Annotated in this window: 21 protein-coding genes and 1 tRNA gene; 14 read left to right on the forward strand and 8 right to left on the reverse strand. The window is 49.3% G+C overall.

Annotated elements, in window-relative coordinates:
- Positions 1–67 precede the first annotated feature (67 nt).
- The 3 genes from GSVR_RS04655 (at position 68) to GSVR_RS04665 (ending at position 4687) form a co-directional block, all read left to right on the forward strand.
- Entirely contained in the window at positions 68–1828 is a 1761-nt protein-coding gene (locus tag GSVR_RS04655; RefSeq protein WP_203978793.1) for a methyl-accepting chemotaxis protein, read from the forward strand.
- Between the two features lie 85 nt (positions 1829–1913).
- Complete coding sequence (locus GSVR_RS04660) at positions 1914–3287, forward strand: FAD-binding oxidoreductase (RefSeq protein WP_173196045.1); 1374 nt, start codon at positions 1914–1916, stop codon at positions 3285–3287.
- A gap of 161 nt (positions 3288–3448) precedes the next feature.
- Positions 3449–4687: a (Fe-S)-binding protein gene (locus GSVR_RS04665; protein ID WP_173196043.1), complete on the forward strand. Its 1239-nt coding sequence runs from the start codon at positions 3449–3451 to the stop codon at positions 4685–4687.
- Between the two features lie 244 nt (positions 4688–4931).
- Here GSVR_RS04665 and GSVR_RS04670 read toward each other — a convergent pair whose 3' ends face one another.
- Positions 4932–5918, reverse strand: a complete 987-nt coding sequence (locus GSVR_RS04670) for an NAD(P)H-quinone oxidoreductase (RefSeq protein WP_173196041.1) — start codon at positions 5916–5918, stop codon at positions 4932–4934.
- 219 nt (positions 5919–6137) lie between these two features.
- On the opposite strand from GSVR_RS04670, the gene surE reads away from it, so the two are divergent.
- The 5 genes from surE (at position 6138) to GSVR_RS04695 (ending at position 9340) form a co-directional block, all read left to right on the forward strand.
- The gene (surE, locus tag GSVR_RS04675) at positions 6138–6881 is read left to right on the forward strand and encodes a 5'/3'-nucleotidase SurE (RefSeq protein WP_173196039.1); all 744 of its coding nucleotides are present in this window, start codon (positions 6138–6140) and stop codon (positions 6879–6881) included.
- A gap of 60 nt (positions 6882–6941) precedes the next feature.
- Positions 6942–7589, forward strand: coding sequence for a protein-L-isoaspartate(D-aspartate) O-methyltransferase (locus GSVR_RS04680; RefSeq protein WP_173196037.1), 648 nt, complete (start codon positions 6942–6944; stop codon positions 7587–7589).
- A 34-nt stretch (positions 7590–7623) separates the two neighbouring features.
- Complete coding sequence (locus GSVR_RS04685; RefSeq protein WP_173196035.1) at positions 7624–8589, forward strand: RNA polymerase sigma factor RpoD/SigA; 966 nt, start codon at positions 7624–7626, stop codon at positions 8587–8589.
- Between the two features lie 92 nt (positions 8590–8681).
- Positions 8682–9197 carry an adenine phosphoribosyltransferase gene (locus GSVR_RS04690; RefSeq protein ID WP_173196033.1) on the forward strand — a complete coding sequence of 172 codons (516 nt, stop codon included), beginning with the start codon at positions 8682–8684 and terminating at the stop codon, positions 9195–9197.
- 66 nt (positions 9198–9263) lie between these two features.
- A tRNA-Arg gene (locus GSVR_RS04695) sits at positions 9264–9340 on the forward strand.
- Positions 9341–9479: 139 nt separating this feature from the next.
- Here GSVR_RS04695 and GSVR_RS04700 read toward each other — a convergent pair.
- From GSVR_RS04700 to GSVR_RS04720, 5 genes are all read right to left on the reverse strand, one after another.
- The gene (locus GSVR_RS04700) at positions 9480–9758 is read right to left on the reverse strand and encodes a hypothetical protein (RefSeq protein ID WP_173196031.1); all 279 of its coding nucleotides are present in this window, start codon (positions 9756–9758) and stop codon (positions 9480–9482) included.
- Positions 9759–9798: 40 nt separating this feature from the next.
- Positions 9799–10299, reverse strand: a complete 501-nt coding sequence (locus GSVR_RS04705) for a JAB domain-containing protein (RefSeq protein WP_173196029.1) — start codon at positions 10297–10299, stop codon at positions 9799–9801.
- Complete coding sequence (locus GSVR_RS04710; protein WP_173196027.1) at positions 10289–10525, reverse strand: hypothetical protein; 237 nt, start codon at positions 10523–10525, stop codon at positions 10289–10291. The genes GSVR_RS04705 and GSVR_RS04710 overlap by 11 nt, the downstream gene beginning before the upstream one ends.
- A 267-nt stretch (positions 10526–10792) precedes the next feature.
- Entirely contained in the window at positions 10793–11395 is a 603-nt protein-coding gene (locus tag GSVR_RS04715) for a hypothetical protein (RefSeq protein ID WP_173196025.1), read from the reverse strand.
- Positions 11396–11453: 58 nt separating this feature from the next.
- A complete protein-coding gene (locus GSVR_RS04720) occupies positions 11454–11945 on the reverse strand; it encodes a hypothetical protein (RefSeq protein WP_173196023.1) in 492 nt (163 codons plus the stop codon).
- Between the two features lie 234 nt (positions 11946–12179).
- On the opposite strand from GSVR_RS04720, the gene GSVR_RS04725 reads away from it, so the two are divergent.
- On the forward strand, positions 12180–12512 hold the full coding sequence (locus GSVR_RS04725; RefSeq protein ID WP_173196021.1) for a helix-turn-helix domain-containing protein: 333 nt from the start codon (positions 12180–12182) through the stop codon (positions 12510–12512).
- 127 nt (positions 12513–12639) lie between these two features.
- On the opposite strand, the gene GSVR_RS04730 is transcribed toward GSVR_RS04725, so the two are convergent.
- Positions 12640–13608, reverse strand: a complete 969-nt coding sequence (locus GSVR_RS04730; RefSeq protein ID WP_203978794.1) for a hypothetical protein — start codon at positions 13606–13608, stop codon at positions 12640–12642.
- Positions 13609–13898: 290 nt separating this feature from the next.
- Positions 13899–14237: a hypothetical protein gene (locus GSVR_RS04735; protein ID WP_173196017.1), complete on the reverse strand. Its 339-nt coding sequence runs from the start codon at positions 14235–14237 to the stop codon at positions 13899–13901.
- 605 nt (positions 14238–14842) lie between these two features.
- On the opposite strand from GSVR_RS04735, the gene GSVR_RS04740 reads away from it, so the two are divergent.
- The 5 genes from GSVR_RS04740 (at position 14843) to dndB (ending at position 24682) form a co-directional block, all read left to right on the forward strand.
- Complete coding sequence (locus tag GSVR_RS04740; RefSeq protein ID WP_173196015.1) at positions 14843–15163, forward strand: hypothetical protein; 321 nt, start codon at positions 14843–14845, stop codon at positions 15161–15163.
- Positions 15164–15172: 9 nt separating this feature from the next.
- Positions 15173–16765 (forward strand): DNA phosphorothioation-dependent restriction protein DptF, encoded by a 1593-nt coding sequence (gene dptF, locus GSVR_RS04745; protein WP_173196013.1) that lies wholly within the window; start codon positions 15173–15175, stop codon positions 16763–16765.
- A gap of 5 nt (positions 16766–16770) precedes the next feature.
- Positions 16771–18099: a DNA phosphorothioation-dependent restriction protein DptG gene (gene dptG / locus GSVR_RS04750; protein WP_173196011.1), complete on the forward strand. Its 1329-nt coding sequence runs from the start codon at positions 16771–16773 to the stop codon at positions 18097–18099.
- Positions 18080–23203, forward strand: coding sequence for a DNA phosphorothioation-dependent restriction protein DptH (gene dptH, locus GSVR_RS04755; RefSeq protein WP_173196009.1), 5124 nt, complete (start codon positions 18080–18082; stop codon positions 23201–23203). The genes dptG and dptH overlap by 20 nt, the downstream gene beginning before the upstream one ends.
- A gap of 384 nt (positions 23204–23587) precedes the next feature.
- On the forward strand, positions 23588–24682 hold the full coding sequence (gene dndB / locus GSVR_RS04760; protein WP_173196007.1) for a DNA sulfur modification protein DndB: 1095 nt from the start codon (positions 23588–23590) through the stop codon (positions 24680–24682).

A 24682-nucleotide genomic window follows, 5' to 3' on the forward strand; every position in this document is an offset into this window, starting at 1 on the left:
CCCTGCCGGATAAATAAAACGTTGGCGGTGTCTGCGGCTCCTGTAATTCCAGGCAAAGGAAAAAACAATGGCAACACTGAGGTCGATCTATACCTTCGTTGAGAAGAACTTCTTCAACAGTCTGACCAAAAAGCTGGCAGGGAATATCCTGTTTCTCCTGCTGCTCCAGTCGTTGATGCTGGGAGCGGCACTGATGCATTCCTCTTCCGCAAAGGGGGGGGCGGCCACTGCGGAGGGGGTGTCCGACCAATCGGGCCTCTACCTCATGTTTGCCGCCTATGGCCTGTCGGTAGTGGCATCCATAGGCAGCATCCTGTTTCTGCGCTACCTGCTGATCAAGCCGCTGGCCCAGTTTGCGGCCACTCTGACGACCAAAGACCTCTCCAAGGATGCCCCCCTGATCTCCTACGACGAGATCCGCACCCTGTCCGGCAACTACAACCTGTTGTTGGAGGATATCCGCGACATTCTGCACAACACCAAGCAGATGGCCCTGCGCAGCGCCCTGGACTGCACCCGGGTAATGAAGCAGGTCAAGGACTCGCAGCACAATGCCCGCAAACAGGGGGAGTTGGCGGACATCATCCGCACCTCCAGCCAGGAGGCCAGCCAGGCCATCAATGACATCACCCACAGCACCCATGACATCTCCCGCTCGATCGACGATACCCACAAGACCGCAGTCGGGTCCTTGGCGGAGTTGCAGGAGGTCACCGACAACATCGAGAGCGTGGTCGCCAAGCTGGGAGACTTTTCCAACACCGTTGCCAGTCTCAATACCAATTCGGAAAAGATCCGCGACATCGTCTCGCTGATTCAGGATATTTCCGACCAGACCAATCTGCTGGCGCTCAATGCGGCCATCGAGGCGGCACGGGCCGGAGAGCACGGCCGCGGCTTCGCAGTGGTGGCCGACGAGGTCCGTGCACTGGCTGAACGCGTCAACCGGGCCACCCGGGAGATCTCGTGCAATATCGATGAAATGGTATGCAACGTCAGGAACACCCAGCAGGAAACCGCCGCGATCGGCAACCATATCGTGCGCACCCGCGAAGTGGTGGAACTGACCTCCCGGCATTTCGAGCACTTGGTCGGGGACTCGGAGAACAACAGTTCGCAGCTCTCGCGGATCGCCGCCGCTTCCGAGGAGCTCTCGGTCACCACTGCGGAAACGAGCCGGCAGGTTGCCGATGTGCATGCCCTGAGCTGCGATGTACTGGGCAATCTCGAACAATCCAATACCCTTTCCAGCAGCCTTCAGGAGGTAACCGAGAAGATGCTGGAGGTGGCATCGCGGTTCAGGATCGGTCGCGGCGAGGTGGAGGATCTGATCGGCAGGGCAGCCGCATACCGCGATGTGCTGCGGGCCAGGATGGAGGAGATCGCGGCGCGCGGCATCGACGTCTTTGATCGGAATTACCGGCCGGTCCCCAATACCAATCCGCAGAAGTTCTCCGTGGCCTATAACGATTCCTTCGACCGTGAGTTGCAGCCGATGTTCGACAAGGGGCTGGAGATCTTTCAGGGGGCGATCTATTCTTTGGTAGTCGACGTGAACGGCTATGTGTCGACGCATCACAGCAAAAATCAGAAGCCGCTGACCGGGAACTATGAAACCGACCTGCTCAACAGCCGGGAAAAGAGGGTCTACGCATCCAACACCTTGGAGATAAGGCGCGCCAAGAACGTTACGCCGTTCCTGCTGCAGACCTATGCCCGGGACACCGGCGAAATACTCAACGACCTCTCGCACCCCATATTCATCAACGGCAGGCACTGGGGGGCTTTCATCATCGGTATCCGCCCGGAAATGCTCAGCCGCGGATGATGTCCCCCAACCGCGGCGGCTGTGAGCGGCAGGTGCCGTTTGTCGCAGCGCGGTACCGGAGTTAACGACAATAAAGGAGCATGCAATGGAACAATCCCTCATTAACGATCTGAAAAACATCGTAGGCGAGCAATACACCCTGACCGACCGGGAATCGCTGGCAGTCTACGGCTACGACTCGACACCGGAGCTGGAGAGCAGGCCCGGGGCGGTGCTGCTGCCCGGAACGGCCGAGGAGGTATCCCGCATTGTCCGCCTGTGCCATGGCGCCGGCGTGAGCGTGACCCCGCGCGGTTCCGGCACCAACCTGTCAGGGGGCTCCCTGTCAAGCAATAGCGGCGTGGTGCTGCAGACCAGCCGGCTGAACCGGATCGTCGAAGTGGATGAAGAGAACCTGACCGCCACTGTGGAACCGGGTGTGGTCACCAGCGCCCTGCATCGCGAGGTGGAGTCGCGCGGGCTGTTCTATCCGCCCGACCCAGGCAGCATGAATATCTCCACCATGGGGGGCAACGTGGCCGAGAACTCAGGCGGCCTGCGCGGCCTGAAATACGGCGTTACGGCCGACTACGTCATGGGACTGGAGACTATCCTTGCCGACGGCGAGCTGCTGCGTACCGGGGGCAAGGTGGTCAAGGACGTGGCCGGCTACAGCCTCAATCCGCTGCTGGTCTCCTCGGAGGGCACCCTGGGGATCTTCAGCGGCATCACCGTCAAGCTGATCCCCAAGCCGCAGACCAAAGTCACCATGCTGGCGCACTTTCCGGCCCTGCAGGATGCAGCCCTGGCCGTTTCGGCCATCATTGCGGCCCGCGTGATCCCGGCTACCCTCGAATTCCTCGACAAGGTCACCATCAAATGCGTCGAGGACTACGCCCATGTCGGCCTGCCGCTGGACGTGGATGCCGTTCTGCTGATCGAGGTGGACGGCCATCAGGCGGTCACCGCGGAAGAGGCGGCTGCAGTGGCTGCCATCTGCAACAAGCACCGCTGCTCGTTTTTCCAGACAGCTCGGGATGCGGACGAGGCGCTCAAGCTGGCTGCCGCCCGCCGGACGGCGTTGTCCGCCCTGGCCCGTTTCAAGCCGACCACGATCCTGGAGGACGCCACCGTGCCGCGCAGTTGCATCGCTCCCATGCTGAAGGTCATCCAGGAGGCAGCCCAGAAGTACAACGTCACCATCGGCACCTTCGGTCATGCCGGCGACGGAAACCTGCATCCCACCTGCCTGACCGATGAGCGCGATGCCGACGAAATCAAGCGTGCCCACGCCGCCTTCGGCGAGATCTTCGATGCCGCCATCTCCATGGGGGGCACCATTACCGGCGAACACGGCGTGGGGCTGGCCAAGAAGAAGTATCTCCCGAAGCTGGTCGGAGAGTCCGGCATCCGCGTGATGCGGGGAATCAAGGAAGCGTTTGATCCGAAAGGCATCCTCAATCCGGGCAAGGTGTTTTAGCGGTTGCGAATTTCCGGAACCTGGCGGCGTTGGCCTGCGGCCTCCTCTTGTGCGGCGTAGCGCTGCTACGCCTCCGCGGGAGTCCTTGTCCGCCTTGCCAGAACCCGAAACTTCACAACCGGGAACACCTAAAATTCCTACCTTAATACAGAGGTAACAATATGGATTACGTAAAACTGATCAATTGCATGCGCTGCGGCATGTGTCTTCCCAGCTGTCCCACCTACAAGGAAACCTTTCTGGAAACCGCTTCACCCCGCGGCCGGGTGGCGCTGGTGCGCAAGCTCCAGGAGGGGGAACTGGACCAGTCCGAGCGGTTGCTGGAATACCTTTCGCTCTGCCTGGACTGCCAGGCCTGCGCCTCGGCCTGTCCCTGCGGCGTCAATGCCGGCGAACTGGTGGCCGAGTTCACCTGTGAACGGAAGGCCGAGAGCGGCCTGGGCTTCATGGAAGACCTGATCCTGCGCAAGCTGGTGCCGCACCCGGACCGCCTGGAAACTTCCATGGCACCCATGCGGCTGTACCAGAAGAGCGGACTGCAGAAGCTGGTGCGGACTCTGGGGGTACTCAAGATGTTCCCGAAACCGCTGGAGCGGATGGAAGGACTGCTGCCCGAGCTGCCATCCAAGCCGTTGCGCCAGGCCATCCAGGAAGTGACTCCGGCCGAGGGCACGGAGCGCGGCACGGTCGGTTTCTTTCTGGGCTGCGTGATGAGCCTGATTTTCAGCGATGCCAGCCGCGCCACCGTCAAACTGCTCTCTTCGCTGGGCTACAAGGTCATCACCCCCCGCAAGCAGGTCTGCTGCGGCGCGCCCAATATGCTGGGAGGTGACCTGGACGGCCTGAAGGAGGCCGCCCGCACCAATGTGGAGCTGTTCGGCGGTTATGAGGTGGATTTCATCGTTACCGACTGTGGCGGCTGCGGCGCGGAGTTGAAGAAGTATAGCCATCACTTGGAGGGGGCCGCGGCGGCAAAAGCCTTCAGCGGCAAGGTCAGGGACATCGCCCAGGTACTGGCGCTGCATGGTGAGGAGTTGCGCGCCAAATTAAAGCCGGTGCCCTTCAGCGCCACCTATCATGACCCATGCCACATTGCCCACTGCCAGGGCATCCGCAGGGAGCCGCGCGCGCTGCTCAAGCTGGTGCCCGGTCTGGAATACCGCGAACTGGAGGCGGCCGATGCCTGCTGCGGCAGCGCCGGCACCTACAACATCGCCAAGCCGGAGATGTCCGATCGTATCCTGCAGCGCAAGCTCGACACCATCCGCGCCACCGGCGCCGAGGTGCTGGTGACCAGTAATCCGGGATGTTTGCTGCAATTGAAGAAAGGGATGGCAGAGCAATTGCCGTCGGTCAGGATTATGCATCTGACCGAGGTGCTGGCGCAAAGCATGAGGTAAGCTAAAAAACGTCAGCCACAGAGGACACAGAGAAAAACTGAATAGAACGCGGAAGCGGCCGGATTTAAACGGATGTACGCGGATAACAAAGTAAATGATTAAAACCCGCGTGAATCGGCCGCATCCGCGTAAATCCGTGTTCCATTGCAGTTCAGATTTTGTTGTTTCCTCTGTCTTTGCAGAATAAAAAAGGCCGGCCTGGAACGTATCCCAGCCGGCCTTTTTACGGGTTCTTTGTAAACTGTTACTGGATTTTCAGCACGATCTTGCCGAAATGCTTGTCCTCTTCCATCATGCGGTGCGCCTCAACCACCTGCTCGATCGGGAAAACCTTCTCGATGATCGGCACGATGGTGCGGTCGGCGAACTTGGGCAGCGCCCGGCGGGTGAATTCGGCCACGATCTCCCCTTTTTCCGGGACCGGTCGTGAGCGCAGCACGCTGCCGATGATCTGCTGGCGCTTGACCATCATCAGGGCCAGGTTCAACTCGGCCTTGATGCCGCTGGTCACGCCGATGATGACCAGCTTGCCCTTGTAGGCCAGGGAGTTCATGTTGGGGGCCAGGTATTTGGCGCCGACATGGTCCAGGATCAGGTCGACCCCTTTCTTGTTGGTGAACTCCTTGACCACTTCGGTGAAATCGGGGTTGGCGGTGAAGTCGTTGATCAGGTCGGCCCCCAGTTCCCTGACCCGCTCGATCTTGCTGGGGTGGGCGGTTACGATCAATTTGGCAGTGGGGGTCAGGGCCTTGGCCAGTTGGATGGCCGCAGTGTTGACTCCTCCGCCGCCGCCGTGCAGGATGGCGGTTTGCTTGTCGCGGAACTCGCCGATCATGAAGACGTTCAGGAAAGCGGTGATGTAGGATTCGCACACGCAGGCCGCCTCTTCGAACGACATCGACTCCGGGATCGCCATCAGGTGCGAGGCATAGGCCACGGCATATTCGGCATAGCCGCCGCCACCCACCAGCGTCATGACCCGCTGTCCGACCTGCCATCCGCTGACGCCGGCGCCCAGCTCCTCGATCACGCCGGCCACTTCCAGTCCGAGGATTTCAGAGTCGCCCGGAGGGGGGGGATACTTGCCCTCCCGCTGCACCAGATCGGGGCGGTTGATCGAGGTGGCGAATACCTTTACCAGCACCTGCCCCTCGCCCGGTACCGGACGCTCGGCCTCGCCCACCTTGAGCACCTCGACGCCTCCGAATCCTTCCATCAAAACTGCTTTCATAGTCGTAACCTCCTGGATAAATTGCATGTATGTGCATAGTAAAACCGGGTTTGGAGCAGCAAATGTACCTATTTGACCGCTCTTTGTAAACACAAAAGCGGGACAGCCACACCTGCCTTGATTTATGGCTGAAATTCTGCCATAAAGAGCCGGTTTTTCAACGCCCCCGATCGACTCAGGGAATTGCAAACCTGTTGCGGCAGATGGAGAAACTACTCAATGCATATCATGGTCACCAATGACGACGGCATTCACGCTCCCGGCATCCTGGCCCTGGCTTCGGCTCTGCGCGAACTGGGCGAGGTGACCGTGGTGGCCCCCGACCGGGAACGCAGCGCGGCCGGCCATTCCCTGACGCTGCATGCGCCGCTGAGGGTGTTCGAACTGCGGGAGAAATTCTACGCCGTGGACGGCACCCCCACCGACTGCGTCAACATGGGCATCCACAGCCTGCTTTCCTTTCGCCCCGACCTGGTTGTTTCGGGCATCAACCACGGTGCCAACCTGGGGGACGACATCACCTATTCCGGCACGGTGGCGGCCGCCATGGAGGCAACGCTGATGGGCATTCCGGCCATCGCCGTCTCGCTGGCCACCTTCGATGCCAGCGAGCACTTCCCGGTAGCGGCCCAGGTGGCGGTGCGGGTGGCGCGGCAGGTGCTGGCCAACGGCCTGCCTGCCGATACCTTTCTGAACGTCAATGTCCCCAACTGCTCCGCCGAAGAACTCAAGTCCCCTCTGGTCACCCGCCAGGGGCGGCGCTCCTTTGTCGGAACGGTGGTCGGCAAGACCGATCCCCGCGGCCGCAAATACTACTGGATCGGCAGCGATGAGCCCGATTTCAACGATTATGAAGGCACCGACTTCTACGCCATCAACCGCCGGCACGTGTCTGTCACGCCGCTGCACCTCGATCTGACCAATTACGAAACGATGAAGATCGTCGAGGGGTGGAAAATTTAAGAGGGAGTTGCTGGACAGTATCGGGAAGGGTGGTATACTTTTGATTTTTATGGAGATGCAATGAGTTTTGATGTGGCTCGCAGGAAGATGGTGCAGGAACAGATTGTGGCGCGCGGTATCAGTGATCGGCGGGTGGTCGAGGCCATGTTGAAGGTGCCCCGTCATATATTCGTCCAGGAGGCGTTCGCCGCCCAGGCCTACAGCGATTCATCGCTCCCGATCGGAGAAAAGCAGACCATCTCCCAGCCTTACACGGTGGCACTGATGACCGAACTGCTCGGTCTGACCGGCACAGAGAAGGTGTTGGAGATCGGCACCGGATCGGGCTATCAGACCGCCATCCTGGCCACCCTGGCAGACAGGGTCTTTACTGCCGAACGGATTCGCCCGCTGGCGCTGCGGGCCAGGAAATGCCTGGATTCACTGGCGCTGTTCAACGTCATGCTCCGGATCAACGACGGCGAAGGGAGCCCGATCGGATGGGAGGAAGAAGCCCCTTTCGATGCCATCATAGTGACTGCCGGCGCTCCGGCGGTCCCCGCTGTTCTGACCGAACAACTGGCTCCCAACGGGCGGCTGGTGATTCCGGTCGGAGACGAAGAAGAACAGCGACTGCTCAAGATCGAGCGCCAGGCCGACGGCACATTTGAGACCGCCGTCTCGGTCGGCTGCAGGTTCGTTCCGCTTATCGGTAAACAAGGCTGGTAGCTTTGAATCGTGATAAAGGGAGGCAGCGACAAACATGAAAAACAATGACGATCTGCTGGCGCACGGTTTCAACGTGGAAGAACCCCTTGCTGATACTGACCTGATCATGGAGGAGCCGGAAGAACCGTTGGTGTTTGTCGATGACGAAACCATAACCGAAGAGCCCGAGGAGGAATTGCCCGCGGCGGTGCTGGAAACCTTTGACGACGCCATCAAGATCTACCTGCGCGACATTCAGCGCACGCCGCTGTTGACTGCCGAGTCGGAGAAAGAGCTGGCCCGCCAGATCGAAAAAGGGGACAAGGCTGCCCGCAACAAGATGATCGAATCCAACCTGCGGCTGGTGGTCAAACTTGCCAAGCGTTACATCAACCGCGGGCTGCCGTTCCTGGACCTGATCGAGGAGGGCAACCTGGGACTGATCAAGGCAGTGGAGCGCTTCAGCCTGGCCAAGGAATGTCGGTTTTCCACCTACGCTACCTGGTGGATCCGTCAGGCCATCGATCGGGCGCTGGTCAACCAGTCCCGCACCATCCGCCTGCCGGTGCACGTCTCCGACGATATCAACCGCATGGCGCGCGTGACACGGTCTTTGTCGCAGAAACTGCAGCGGGAGCCGTCCGCCCATGAGGTCGCCGAAGCCATGAACGTCAAGCTGGCCTATGTCCGGCGGCTGATGACGCTCCTGCGCCGCACCTGTTCCATGGAAACACCCATCGGCGACGGCAGTGATTACTTCCTGATCGACACCATCGAGGACAGCTCCATGGTCTCTCCGTCGGAGCTGCTGGAGAATATCGACCACTTCGAACAGATCTCGGCCCATTTCGAGGAACTGAGCGAGAGCGAACAGAAGATCCTGGCACTGCGGTTCGGGCTGGACGACAAGGAGCCCCAGACGCTGGATACGATCGGCCAGAGCTTTGGCGTGACCCGCGAACGCATCCGCCAGATCGAGGCCAAATCGCTGGAAAAATTGCGCAACAGCATGAGGCATTGAACCGGCGCGCCGGTATTGATATGATCCTGAAGCCGTGAAGGGTTCACGGAATCAGGAATGACATGAACATGTAAAAAAGGAGAGAGCGCTGTATGGAAGACCTGAAGAGCATCATCCGCGACGTCCCCGACTTCCCCAAGAAAGGCATCATTTTCAAGGATATCACTACCCTGCTGCAGGACGCCCGTTCCTATCAGCGCATGGTCGACCTGTTGGCGCACCGCTACGTCGGCCAGCATATCGAAAAGGTTGTGGGTGTCGAGGCCCGCGGTTTCGTCATCGGCTCCGCCCTGGCCTACAAGCTGGGGGCCGGTATCGTAATGGTTCGCAAGCCGGGTAAGCTCCCTTCCGAAACCTTCAAGAAGACCTATGACCTGGAGTACGGCACCGACACCCTGGAGATCCACTGCGACGCCATCAAACCGGGTGAGCGGGTCCTGATCGCCGACGACCTTCTGGCAACCGGCGGCACGATGTCGGCAGTGGTGGACATGGTTCAGAGCATGGGGGGGGAGATCGTCGAATGCTGCTTCATGGCCGAGCTCGACTTCCTCAACGGAAGAAACAGGCTGCCGGCCGGCAAGGTCTTTTCGCTGCTCAATTTCTAGTCCGCAGTGGAATTGGGTTGAAAGGAAGGGCCCGGTCTGCTATAAATATCCGGCTTTACAGCATGTGTCCCCGTAGCTCAGCAGGATAGAGCACTTCCCTCCTAAGGAAGGGGTCGGACGTTCGAATCGTCTCGGGGACGCCAATAAAAATAAGCACTTACAATGATATTTTGTAAGTGCTTATTCTTTTTTTTGACAAAAGTGACTTCAGAAGTGACTTACAACTGCTTTGTCTGCCGATTTGTCCGCCAGATAACCCAAAGTTTGTTCCACCACGTTTCATCAGTATTCATCCGGGAACAACACCGTCGTCACTGACCTATCCCATTCCGTGACGATCCATATCGGAGGCAGGCCTTCCCGCGTATAGGCGGAGAATAGCCGCTCGCCATCCATCAGGGCTGTCTCGTTGGTCAATTTATCCTCTGCTCTTATTTCTCCCCAATCCCCTGCCACATGCCGATTTAGCGATTTATAGATATGCGTGGCAAATTCCGTGTTCTCCATCATCATGGTGTACACACTTCTGGTTACGACTATCTTTCCTGGATTGAATTTCATGGCGAATGTTCCTGTAAATTTGCAAAGCTTGTGGATTCGGCTACAGCAGTCCGCGGCTGACGAAAGACACATGGCTGTCGCCGATGATGATGTGATCGAGTATTCGCACCCCGATAATTTCCCCTGTCTCACGTAACCGTTTGGTGATCTCGATATCCTCCCGGCTCGGTGTCGGGTCGCCGGTCGGATGGTTATGGAGCAGGATGATGGCTACCGCCGACGAGAGTAGAGCCGTCTTGAACACTTCCCGTGGATGTACGATGCTCTGGTTGAGCGAGCCGACCGATACCTCATCTACGCAGCAGATACGGTTCTTGCCGTCCAGGTGGATGGTGAAGAAATATTCCTTGGTTTCCTGCCGCAAGAAGCCGAACGTGGCGAAGACCTGGTCAGGACTGGTGTACCTGGTGAATGGCTTCAGGTAGCTGCCGACCTCTTCCTTTATGACCAGGGTTTCATATACGGCCCTGATTTGCTTGAGCTTAAGTGTTCTGGGTTTTGCCGAGGCCTGCTTCTGGCCGAACATGGTATCAGTTGTCAAGGGTTGCCCTCCTGAGCCGGTTGGTATCAGAGTCGATGGTGTAGCCGTTAGTTTCCAGAATCGACCAGAGGTCGCCTAAGGCCGAAGCAAGCAACTCGGCGTCATCCTTGCCGATGTCGTATCCCTCGATTGCCCCCGATATTGCCTCGATGTTTCTGATTGCCGCCGTAACGGCTAGCAGAACCTTGCGGTCGATATGTTCTTCCGGTGAGAGCCGTAAGCTCATGAAGCCGCCTCCTTTCACAGCTTGATATTGGAATTGCGATGTTGCGGATCAGTTGGCGGGCTGCGAACGCACCACTGCCGCACCGATTGTCAGCACCTGGCAGGCGCGATAATCGGTCGATGACTGACTATGCCAATGACGAGCGCCGGGGCTCCCGATGCCGTCAGTTGTATGTGGTTTGGGGAAAATGAACTGCGGAGGAAAAACAGAACTGCGGGGAAAAGACTATATTTTTACGGTATTCAAAGTTGTCAAACCTACTGAAAATTAAACACGCACCCTCTTCAGTAAGAGACACACCCGATCATCGATGTCGCCAAGCGCATACTTGCGCCCATCCTCTTCTCTGGACTTCTTTATGCCTTTATCAAGCCATTTGCAGTGAATGCGTAAATTCGGCTTCTGACCAACTGTTGGGGAGAACTGAACGGCAGCGCCATTGATAAATCGCTTCGAGCGTGGCGAGGGGTCGTGGCAATGCAGCCAACCATCTTTGTAATAAAGAGCTATGATGTAGTGCCAATTATTACGGCTCGAATTTACACATAGCAAAGCCACCCCACCGGAATCCAAACATCGAATGATTTTCCCTGTTGGCCTCAGATGCACCTGATTGCCACTGATAAATTCTGTTTCAATGGTAAATGCGGAATATCGTTCTTCCCGATAGTGTTTGAACCAAAAACCGAGATCTTGAATCGCGTTGAACGATGTGCCGCGGGCACTATCTAAGTCGAGACACTCCTTGTACACCTGATGAACGACAAACGGCGGGATTTCCCGCCGGTCGAAGAGGTAGCTCAACGCATTAATTAACGCCGTTGGTCCGCAATCGTATTCGGATACTTGCAACCGAAATGGCACTTTCATTACGGTTCCATTCCCTTGGTCATGGTCATTGCTCGATTTTGCTCAGTCATACGAGCCTCTAGTTACCAATATCCAACACTGATTTTGGAGGTGCTTTACGCAGGTAGAAAACAGGGTGACCGGTTTTCTGAGTGTATCCGACTTGATCGCATACCCAATGGTAAGTGGCATCAATCGTCGTGCCTTGCTGATAGTTGTACCGATAGTCACGGGTATCAGCGGGAGGTATTTTTTGAAGAATTTTACCCTTAGCATTGTATAAGAACTGAGTGAACAGTAGTGCGGTGCCATCATCGCAATGAATTCTCCAGTTCTGTTCGTGCACAGCCAAATCCTTCATGCCATCATATATTTCCTTTATGCCGCGTTTCGTCGGAATAACCTTAGATATAAAATCCACTATGCCATCCCCATCACCAAGCGTCCTGAACTTCGCTGGGTCCACGTACAGCTTATATTGAGGGACATCTACCACCATTTGTGGTGAGGCAAACGCAGAAGAAGCCATTAAAGCCAAGAAACAGGTTGTTAAAGATTTCACAATGTTCATAAGTTAGACCCCCTTGTCGTGATAGTGCGAGACTTCCATTCTTCACATATGCCGTCTCACCAAAGCATTGTTACCCAAATCAAAATCGTCATTGGAAAGCGAACTACAGTCATATTTAGCCCATGTCAAATGCAATACTTCCTATATCATAGGCTATTTTTTTAATCAATAGCCCATGTCATAAAGTTTTCTTTTCTGCTGGTTGAAATAGAATTCACCAGCGGAGGATTGGTAATGAAAGCGACAAAAGTGCTATTGGGCGAAAGAATCAGAGAGTTGCGTAGAAGCAGAGGCTTGACACAAGAGCAGTTTGCAGACTTGATTGGGGTCGAACAGAAGCACGTCAGCAGGCTGGAACTCGGTAAGAGCTTCCCTCCCATCGAGCGGTTGGAAAAAATTGCAGAGGCATTACAAGTGCCGTTGAGAAATATCTTTGATTTTGTGCACTTGGCCGATCAAGAAGCTCGCACTGCCAGCCTTGATGAAATGATGAAACAGCTAAACGAGGAAAACCAGAAAATTGCATACAAAGTTTTCAATTGTCTTGTCAGATCGCTGCAAGATTAACCAGCAACGTGCAATTCTCAATCGCAATCAAAATAGCACAAAACTCCTATAAAATCAACTAGTTATTTCGATTGCCATAGTTTTTAATATAAAATCAAACATAAAACGCACATGGCGTGCGGTAGTGCTAAGTTCTCAGAAATGGCGGTATATCCGCCTGGTTATCATTCTCCAACGATTCAGGCAGTTGTGGTATCAGAGCCTTCCTGGGATATTTCTGTGAATCGCAACAATAGAGCATGACCGCGAATTGATCGCCAGTTTCGCCGTTGTTGTACAGCCCTATTGTACAGTCAGTGCTGTCAGGGACATTCTCTCGAACCAACCGATCAACCCCGGCAAAATCTTCCATAGAAGCATCTTTTCCAACACTTGCCGAGACAACTACCGATTGGGCCTTGGCAACATCAAATCCTGCCAACAACGGGCTTGCGAGAGCCATCTTCGTAGCTTCTACAGCACGATTTCCCCCCGATGCCATCCCAACCCCAACCTTAATGTCCATGTAGCGGAAAATAGACTCTTTCAGGTCAACACAGTCAATGCCTACGAAACGCTGCTTTGTCACCAAATCAGTTATGCCGCCGATGATCGATCTGACAAGTATGCCGTTGGGTAGGACAAGCACGCTATGCCGCGACTGCAAGATACCCAAGGCTTCTTGAGCACCACCGTTGATGGCTGTACCTTCATGGTGAGAGGGTAGCGCTACCAAGCACATAACGCCTGCACCGATACCTTCGGCATAATCGGCGATACGAACTGTGGCATCATGACCACAGGCATCATCAAGGCAACTAATTATGAAGACCATATCGGCATCCGCAAGGGCCTTACCGATATGCTTTACCGACTCGCAGTCTGCACCAGTCATTTCGTGAGGGTTGAGTGTTATTCTTGGCTGGACGTGACCCAACCTGACTTTAACCGAGGCCACCGACTGTTCCAACTGGCAGCGTTCGGTACCTGTGATAATAAAATCAACGCCATGGATTCCCAGTTCAATGAGCGTGTCAAGGATGTTGCAAGCTTCGTCGCCAACTGCAACTCCCTTTATTACCGGCTTGTATTCAACTTCTTCAGCAAAATTCTGCATAGTCGCGTCCCTCTTTGCTTGAATGTTCCAACGCTGCGTCATCAATCCACTTGAAATAAGCGTAGCCGATTACCTTCCCCCCGGCATCGGTATAGCCCTCGATGGAGTACGTCGAACCGTTGAAATCATATGACTGGTATATTCTCCTGGAACGAAACAGCCGTGTCCTTCGGCATTCATTTCCGACCGGGTTGGCTCTGGCCAGCTATCATATCCGATGTATTGCAATTTTCTCCGGCAAGGCTTACGCTCAAATGCGCCATCATTCTCGAAACCTTCTCGATGGTCTCTCATTCTTCTGCCTCCAATTCCTGGTCATCGTCATCAGCAAAGGTGTCAATGATGTCGGGAATAAAGCGCTCCACGATCCTGTCCGGGAGCATGCGGTAATGCTCGAAATCATCCTCGCGTGCCATCAACAGAAAGTTGCTCAGCGGCACCAGCGCCTGCCCGCATTCTGAGAGCGCGGCGTTGATATCGCCTATAACACCTTCGTCAAGGCGTGGTACGGCCATTATCGAGCGGAGCTGTGGCCAGCTTATGCGGAAGGGGGCAAGGCTGTCCTGGTCAAACTGCTGATTGTATAGCTTGGTGAGAATCTGTGCGGTTTTCTCTGCTGTGCGAGCCATATGATCCCCCTTGCGAGCGTGACGGCAATATTATCTCACAGAGGCATGACAGGAAACGTCACTTGGCAGCAAGTTTGCGAATACGCTTTCTGCTCCCATCCAAGCTCTCTTCACCTCATCTGACACGAATATTCCAGTTGGGGCTTCTGAACAGTCCTACTGGACTCATATCGAGCCACCCCCAGCAAAAAACTTCAGCAGAACATTCTCGAAATAATTGTAAACATTTCTCTGTAATTGACCTTTCCAATCATTTGTCTTTGAATTCTGAGCTGGTCCGTCGCAGTAATTCTCAGGGTTTCAAACTGCTACGAGAATACTTCCTTTTGCATAAGTAAATATGTTCATAAATATACGAATTCCTTTAATGAAGAGGCTTTCCGATGGATATTTAATCCTAATTCTGATATCTAAAACACATTTTAATCCTCACGCCACTTGGAATATATGAATAGACTTTCTAACATTCCATTCCCCCCATCCTGGATACCTCCAGTGGCGATATCATTCGTGATTTTTTCAACCCGGCCTTGGCTGTCTCGACGCGATATGATCGCGGGATCGGATTTTTTAGTGCTTCATGGTTGCGGCTGGCCGCACGGGGTATGGCTGATTTTGCTGCCAACAGCGGGCAGGCACGATGGGTTACTAGCCCGATTCTTGGTGAGGCGGATTGGAAGGCGTTGCAGGAAGGGAGTGCTGCGAGGACTGATGAAGCATTAAAAATGGCGATGGAAGTTAATCTTCAATCGCTGAGAACCCACCTGGAGAAGGACACTCTTTCGGCTCTGGCCTGGATGGTGGCCGACGGCATTCTTGATTTCAAGCTGGCGTTGCCGCGCAACAAGCTGGATCAGGGGGGCATGACAAGTTCGGCATTTAGCTTGATAGATAATGTAGCAACGAACCATCAAATACATCAATGAGGCAACATAGTGGAAAGTGCAACGAATCTCAGAGAAGCATTAAATGTACTCAAAAAATCATCTCCTCAGGCAGTTGAAGTTGAGCGCCCAGATCGTTCGAGGGACATCCTGAAAAAATATTTGTACATTGAAACAAGCATTGAAAGAGACTTCAGGAAAAGACTTGAATCAATAGAATCAGGCCAAATTATATTTTTGTGCGGAAGTAGTGGCGATGGGAAGTCGGCAATATTAACCCGATATAGCAATGAATATGCTCACAAAGCCAATTTTCATCTCGATGCTACCCATAGCTCAGCCCCCCACCAAGATGCTATTACGACACTCGATCAAATTTTTAATGATGCAAAGAAGAGTAGTCGGCCTCTCGTTATTGGTATCAATATTGGAATGATGGGAAACTACGCAGAAGGTGGGTCAGAAGAGAATGATACTATCAAAAGTTCAATGCGAGCCCATCTGAACAATGAGTCCACACCGGCAAATCATATATACCTCGATTTTGAACGATACCCAAAATTTGTTTTTGGTGATAATGGGCAATTTTCGGAATTTGCAAAAGCATTAATGATGCGGCTCACAATGATCGGAAATAATCCATTTCGGGATCTGCTGGAACAAGATAAACATTCAAAGAATGACCCTAGACTGACTGTAAATTTCAACTTGCTTGCATTGGAGTCCGTTCAAGACGTCTTGATTGAGACGTTGCTAAAATCGCGATTAGTTAAAGACCAGTTCATGACGGCTCGCTCCCTGCTAGATTTCATCCACCAATTACTTACGGGTGAGGGCTATCTGTTCGACAACCTTTTTGCAGGGGCAGATAACGAACTATGTCAACGGATTAAATTATTTGATCCGAGTTCATTGAGAACGAAGCATATTGATCAATTTATCCTTCAATTTGGCCTGGGATTAGTTAATGCTGAATTCGAAGAATTTAGAACATACCTCGCCGCTTTTGGCATTACCGAAATTAATAGTCCAGCATCATACATTCGGTTGTTTTTCCTACTTCGTTATGATCAGTTTGGAAACAACTTCCATCATTCATTTACTGGAGATTTTTCAGATGAACTTATCAATATGTATGCAAAGTTTTGGAGTCTGCATACTCAATACGACGGTATCAAAGATTCTCAAATTGATCTTCAAAAGAATTTTTACAACAAAATACTGCTTGCAGCTATCCACAACTATATGAATCGGAATGCAGGAACACTAAAAAAAGGTCAGTATTTTATTGGTGAATATAATGGCTACCAACTAGCTGCACCATTAGAGGTAAAAGTAGACTTTGAGGCAATACAAAATGACTGTTATGACAAGATTGGTTACTTCAACGCTTACCTAAAGGTTTCAGGCAAACAACTGCCAGCACTGCCTGTAAACATCAATCTTCTTGAACTCATGATTAAACTAACTCAGGGTTATCGGCCAAATAAACACGATAAAAACACAATTGTTATTCTTGATGAAGTTGTTGATAGAATTACTGACTTTGCAAATAAAAGCGGAATATTGCTTATAACCAACGGTATTGCACAATACGAAGTTTCTGATCAAGGTAATGATATGTTCTCAGTAAGTGGAGTTTAAAGCCTATGATTCCAGTTCGACTTATTTTGCCTTCTACTTTAGATGATATGCCTAAAACAAACACACTAAATAGTTACTGGCCTCTAAGAAATAACAAGAATGAATTCAATTGGGACGTAGTTGTCGGTTTATTTCTTGGAGCTGCGTGTCGGCAACAAATTCAAGGATATTCTCAGGACGAACTCATTGCGGATTGTCGTAAAGCTTTTGAAGATAAATTGGATGACGTAGACTTCTGGAACATTTTGGAGCAGATGTATTTCGAGAATGGAGCTTTTTACAAAATTGCGCCTGAGTGTTTACTGTTTCGTGCACAGAAAACTAACATTAAGGCTGCTGACGTGCGTATTGCATCAATGTATTTGGGTCTTTTGAATGGTGTAGATTTGTCGAACTACCTTTGTTCAGAAGTTAATTTTATTGAGCAACAAATAGTCGATGTACTTCGCAAAAAAATCACTCCAGGGTTGATTTCTTCTGGTGAGTATCCGTACCTGCCCTTTTTATCTGAATGCTTTCAAAAAGACCTTCTCTTCCTCTCTAGCAAGCCAAAATATATGCTTGGCGAGTTCAAAAATTTTCTCTCTTTTTATGGCTTTCTCTATTGTTCACAGCTTGCTTTAAATTTACCTGAGTGGCGTAAAGGTGCTCCAAAATCAAAACCTTTATATTTCATAATGGATAATGAGAAAGCAAGTTCAGAGCGAACTGAAATTCAACGCTATGGCTGGAGATCTTTCCACGAAGCAGCCAACACACTATTCCCATTGTTATCAATGCTTGAAAATCTCCAGCTTGAAGACAAAAAATCAGTTAGATATCCCTTATGGTATATGGCTGAATCTTTGAAGGATCATAAAGATGCTTATCTCTATAGAGACTCAATTAAGAAATTTGCGCTTGCCTTTAAAGAACAGCGTAATTTGAGCACAGAAATGAAACAGAGCAATGACGTCTTGGATTGGCTCGATAACTTGCAAAAACTTGCAGTAGCTCAGTTTGGGAAAGATCTTACTGACTCATCTCGATATGACGTAAATAGGAAATATGTGAATGAGCTGGTAGAGCTTATTTGTGGTGGTTTTGTACAGAGTCGAGGACGTGCCGGTCGAGTGTTAGTAATTAACCAAGATAATCTAATCCTCTTAACCAATATTTCGATTGGTAATAATGACAAACTTAGATTCCATGAATTGGTTCGAGCTTTTGAAAATAGAGGCGTTTATTTGGACAAGCAAACACAACAGAAGCTGATTGAATTTTATGAACGTATTGGAAATGTAGAGCGAATGAGTGACAGTGGAGACGCGGTATATGTCAGAAAAACAATTTGAGGGTTTTCTTGTCAAAGCATTAATCGATTGGGCGAAAGAATCCGTGAGCCCAGGGTTTAGATATCAATTTAGAACCCCGAGTGATGATAACCGATTGAAACTTTACGAGGCAATGACCCGTGAATCAAATGATGAAGTATCGTTTATGGGGAGTAACCATAAGGTCATTAATTTAGGTACACTTCGTCTGTTGCCTTTATTGCATTTAGATGATGATAGAGGCTTGAACGAACATTATATCGCAACACTGAGAGATTATGTCGCTCCAGACCTTAATGGGCCTTTAGCAGGTTGTGTCGTAATTATAATTCACAATAGCGACCTCGATACTATCCACAATAGTTCTGATCGGTTGGACAAGCATAACGGCATATGGAGCCCATTACGAATAAAGGAAATGCTTGGCAATTTAATAAATGAAAAAGATACAGGGAAAGATATCTCCCGTTGTTTACTTGATTACCAGTTTGCAGCCATTCAAGAAGATGGAGCAACAATGTTCGGCTTCGCTCCATTATACAAGGCATTATTAGACGGAGACCTAAAGTTTGATGAGCTGTCTCTGCTTAATGACCCACTTATCGAAAGCTTTAGCGGTAAGCCACAGCAGATCAAGAAACGACTGGAAGAAAATAGAAAACTCTACAAAGAGCTCGAATATGTTGTTGAACATTTCCCAAATCAACTTGAGAACAGGCTGCTAGATTTTGGCTCAAAGTTCATACAAAAAAGTTTTCCCGCTGACAACATTGATAATTGGAAACAAATAGATTTTCAGGTCTTTAGGGATGAGGCGAATAAGAATAAAAAGAAGACTCTTGAATTTGAAAATGAAATTGCTGGTAATGGCTTAAAATTATTCGCTCGCGATCGTGGTGAGACAAAAGCGGGGAAACGAGAGCGAAATATAATAATTGTAGTTGACGATAATCAGGCTGAAATTGAATTTGAACTACATTTCATAGGAAGTGATCTTGTAGACAAGCAGTTAAAAAAGGCATCAAAATGTCCATTTTCTCAAGCGGATTTTAAAGTTCTTAGCAAAGGGACAAAACGTACAAAAACAATATGTAGGGCACCATTTGACGGCAACCCATTTTTTTTCACTTTGTCAACTGATCGCGATAAACCATCTGAAAGATTTAAATTTAATTGCCTCGCAGTACAGAAAAGTGACTTTTATATTGAGGCATTTAAAACAAATTTTGCCATTGCTCCAAATAAAAAAGAAGTTGTTCTCCAGACTGACAACTGCAAACTGAAAATCAACTCTGAATTGTCAAATTGCTATCTTATTGAGAATATCAACCAAGAAGTAGATGCTGCATGCTATGGAGAGATTGATTATTCAAAGTTAGTGGACGAGTCTGACTTAGTTGAGTTTATCGTTAAGCGCGGTGCCCATAGTTTAAAATTTAGCATAGAGGGGCAGACCGCTACGGACTCACTTACACTACCTATATTGTTTGACAGTGACAGGTATATCCGCCTCCTTAAAGACGAGTATTACGGAGAGTTCAATAGATCAAAAAATGTTGTCATTATTGATAACAAAGAAGTAACCCCTGTCAGTATACGCCTCAATTTACTGAGATGGGAGGCGCGTTTTCTTGATGAGGAAATGATTGCATTCCCTGAAGCAGGTGGTGTGAAGTTAAGCGCCTTGGAACAAGTTGATCCTGCTTTATACCAAGCATACAGGAACTTATTTAGCTATCTTCAAAGTATTGAGACATTGCCTTCATTGGTTGGATGGGGACCAGATTTCCGTCAACATTCGAAAGCAATTATTGAGTCATATATTTCCTACCTTGCAAAAATACCCAAAAATACGGCGTTAAATTCGGATCAAAAGCTGGCGATGAATTTAGGTATTGGAGTGTTTGACGGTAAAGAATACCTTACCCCATACAATCCTCTGATTCTTGCCTATTTTCTTTCCATAGCAGAGCACATTGCTCTTGATGCCGAAGATAGGAGCTTTGAGACATTACCCAAGGTAACCTTGGAGCGACTTACTCCAAGAGGACTATTACCCTATGTTTACAATAACAAGTGTGGTTTCTCTTATTCGCAACAAGTTAAAGAGAATGTGTTTTGGCTTGAGCTTGTTCCGCAACAAGAGAGCAGCTACCAGTTTGTTCGTAAACTCGTAAACGAAAAAATACGTGAATTTAAACGAGCATTCAATCAGCTATTTGCTGCAAATAACGATAGTAAATTGATTATAAATGCTCTGAACCAACAGAGTAGCGAAGAGCTATTTCTCGGGTTGGTGGATTATTTCAAGGAGGAGCTGGATGAAGCCTGTCAGGTTCACGTAAATCTTTATGATGACTCTCTTCAGTTTAATGCATTTGACCGTTTTGCTGAAGAGTCAAGCCTTACTGAAATAAAAACTAAATTAGAACTAGACAGAGGCGCTTCAAAGGATAATGCAGACACAATAATAGACTTGCTTCGAATAAAGTTGACATACAGCAAATTTACGCATATCCAAGTGAACAACAAGCAGGCATACGCGCATCTTGCATTCTTTCGAAATAATCAAAAGATAGATTGCCGGCAGGTTGATATTGATTCTGCATTGAGTGGAGTTGCGGCAGATGGATTCCTAGCCAACGAGGCTTCAGAAAATAAAAGCGGAAGCTACTACACATCGTTTGGCCTTAAAAAAGTTGACTACGAGGATATCCCACATCTCAGGCTAGCAAAGTTGTATGGATCACTTATGCGGCCTGCAAGAGAATCTAATGCCCAATTCACAGGTAGTAATGCTGTAACATTGGCTGTAAGTGATGATTTTAAAAACTTACTGGAGCAAGCGTACGACGCAGCAATTTGGACTACGATCATTGACCCCAAGGTCACGCTGGAATTTTTTACCAGCAATCAGGATGTGGTGCTTATTCATTATTCTGACCAGTATTCAAGCTCAGCTAGCTATGATGCAATCACTGTGACACGAGAAACTGAACTTTTTAGACGAGTACTCCAACAAGGGCAAGGTGGTAGCATTGATGAATTCAATGCTTTTAACGGTGAGTGGCTGCTAAAAATGTTAACGGCTAGCGCCAATGAACGTAAAGGTATCGAAGGAATAATAGGTGCTTATAAGTTCATAACGGGTCTCATTATAGACTCAGACATTACTTGGGTACCACTTTCTGTTGCTGAGATGATTCGTGTTTCGGGTAATATTGGCTTGAAAATGTCAGATAGCGAATTTTCCAGAAACGTTCAGGGCTATCGCTCGGGTGCAATTTCTGATGATGTATTACTTGTTGGGTTCAAGGCACAAGAGCTTTACTTACTGCCTGTAGAGGTGAAAACAGGTGCCCGCCCTGATTACGTCAAAGCAGTTAAACAAGCAAAGGAGCTGAAACGTTATTTGGTAACGCTACTTGGTCCACGCGCATTTGCAAACAAGCTATATCGCGCTTTATTTATCCGGCAGATATTAACACAAATCGACAAATATTGTTTATACAAGGTTTTCTCAGAGGATTATTTTGAACCCTCTCTTAACGATCGGGAAAAATGGCTTTGTGGCAATTATCAGCTTGCAGACGTTGAAAATTACCCGCAAGGTTTTGTGGTTGCTCATGTTGATAGTGATACGGTCTTTGAGCCTACCTATATCGAAACAGAGTCTATACTTAAAATCGAATTACCGTACAGCTTACTAACAGGGCTTGTTAAGACTCCGTTGCATGCATTGCTGGATAAGCGGGGAATCCAGAAACATTGTCATGTTCCAAATGAATATATATTGAGTGGCGAGACCAAATCTACCCCAGTAAATATTGTTGTTGATTTCATGCAGGAAGACGATGAGGTTCATCAAGATCCTGCCATGACTTCCTTGCAAGATTTAACACCTGTAGAAATCAATCCGAAAGGATCCGACGGCCATAACGCAGTCGAAGTATTGCCTCAAATTGATAACTCACAAACTTTACCCCCGTCTGAGCCTCTAAAAATTCTATTCGGCCATAAAGTCATGACCCAGGAACCCATCTTCTGGGAGCCTACTAACACAAACAAGGTGTTTAACACGAATACTGGTATTATAGGAACGATGGGAACGGGTAAAACCCAATTCACTAAAAGCCTGATCACACAAATGATTCGAAGCCAAAAGAACAATGTTGGTGGCAAAGGTATTGGCGTTCTGATTTTTGATTATAAAGCTGACTACGTGAAAGATGATTTTATCCAAGCGACCAACGCTAAAGTTTACAATCTTTTTAATTTGCCATTCAACCCCTTTGCTCTTCTAGGTAATAAGCCCATCTTACCAGTCCATACAGCCAGCCAATTTCGTGCAACGCTAAGCAGATCTTTTGGATTAGGACCAAAACAAGAAAATCGCATTCATGGCTTGGTGATGGAAGCTTACGAGAAGGCAGGCATTTCACCAACAGACGCTAGCACCTGGACAAAGTCGGCTCCTACGCTGAAAAATATTTGGGATCTCTACAATGAACAAGATAAGGTCGAGCAAGATTCACTCTATGCGGCTTTGTATGAATTGAACACATTTCAGATTTTTGAACCAATGCCTGAAAAGACACAGTCACTTTACGATGTGTTGAACGGCGTAGTTGTCATCAATCTTTCTGGATATGATACAAAAATACAAAATCTTGTAGTGGCAATAACACTCGATATTTTTTATTCACAAATGCATCAGCATGGCAGTTCTCACCTGGATGGCAATTATCGTCAGATAACAAAGATGATTTTAGTGGATGAGGCTGACAATTTTATGTCCCAGGAATTTGAAAGCCTTAAAAAGATTCTTAAGGAAGGTAGGGAATTTGGGGTTGGAACAATACTTTCCACTCAAGAATTGACTCATTTTAAGACCAGCGAAGCTGACTACTCAAGTTACATACTTACATGGATAATTCACCGTGTGTCACAACTAAAAAATCAGGAAATCAAGGCAATCTTTAACCCTAAGGACAAGCAGACTGAAGAAGATATTATGCAGCAAATTCGAACACTTGATAAGCATTATAGCTTGTATATAGATGGCGAAAAGAAAATAGCAAAGCTTAAAGATATGGCTTTCTGGCAGTTATTAATAAATGACTAAGATATGCACAATGAAATAATTACTTTCATGAAGGACGCTTTTTTGTGGTCTGCGAGTATTTGATATAACGGGGGGAGCGGCGGCCAATTGCCGGGAAGAAGTTGACAATTTTTCGCTGGACTAGGCTCAGTTCAGTTCACAGGTTGATATTATGCCAGAATGCCTCTTGACACCGCTCAAATTGATACCAGCGGAATAGACCTTGAGCTTTTCCCAAAGGATGATGTTTTAAATTTGCCAAGTTTTATAAATATTTCCCAAACTTCTTAGAAACTGATTCGATTTAAGTCCAATAGAAAATTCCCAACATAAAGAAAAAAATTGACTTCCATTTAATCTTATTTTAACTTCCAGTTCGGTGGAAGTTAAAATAAGGGGGCGGTTATGTCTATTGGGGAATATTCTTTTTCTGCCATCAAGGGAAGGCAGGCAGGACGTGAATTTTACATCTCCATGTGTCCCTTGAAAATAGTCCCCCGCCTTTTTCTGTTTCAACCCGAAGAATTGCCTCCTGAACTTCGCTCCCAGCGAGTATTGAATAGAAATCGCATTCCTGAAATGTCACGGTATATAACTACCAATCGCCAAAATTACATTTTCTCTGCAATTACCGCTTCAATTGATAGCCAAGTGATATTTGACACGCTTATCGTTGATGGCAAAGAACACCAAGACATTGGTACACTTCGAATACCTATTGAAGCCCGTTTCATTTTGAACGATGGTCAGCATCGTAGAGCCGCAATAGAAGAGGCATTGAAGGAACAACCGGATCTGGGTGACGAATCAATTTCTGTTGTATTTTTCATCGACAAGGGGCTGAAACACTCCCAGCAGATGTTCGCCGACCTCAACAAGCATGCCCTCCGTCCCTCACGTTCAACCGGAATTCTGTTTGACCACCGCGACCCATTATCCAGCCTTGCCTGCGAAGTAGTCGAAAACATCCCTGTCTTCAGAAACCTTACTGAGATGGAAAAGACTTCCATCTCCAATCGATCCACCAAACTATTCACTTTGAGTGGCATTTATCAAGGCACACTGGCGCTTTTACGTAGGACAGAAAAGTCTAAGACAATTTCTGATGCTGAAATGAAGGTAGCTTTTGATTATTGGAGTTGCGTTACTGAAAATATGCGCGACTGGAAACTTGCGGCATCAAAGGATATCAGTACTTGCGAGTTGCGCTTGGACTATGTACATGCTCACGCGCTTGCCTTACATGCTATTGGTAAGTTGGGGGCTGCCCTACTGTCTACACCTGGCCGTGACTATAAAGTAGACCTTAAAAAACTGGATGATATTGATTGGTCAAGAAAGAATAGCGCTCTGTGGGAAGGGCGCGCCATGCACTACGGTAAAATCAGCAAATCTCATACCTGCGTTGCCTTGACAACCAACTACCTCAAAAACTATTTTGATCTCCCACTATCACCTGAAGAACGCCAGATTGAAGATACATTCCTAAGGAAATCCTGA

Source organism: Geobacter sp. SVR (genome assembly GCF_016865365.1).
In the GTDB taxonomy this organism is placed as follows: Bacteria; Desulfobacterota; Desulfuromonadia; order Geobacterales; family Pseudopelobacteraceae; genus Pelotalea.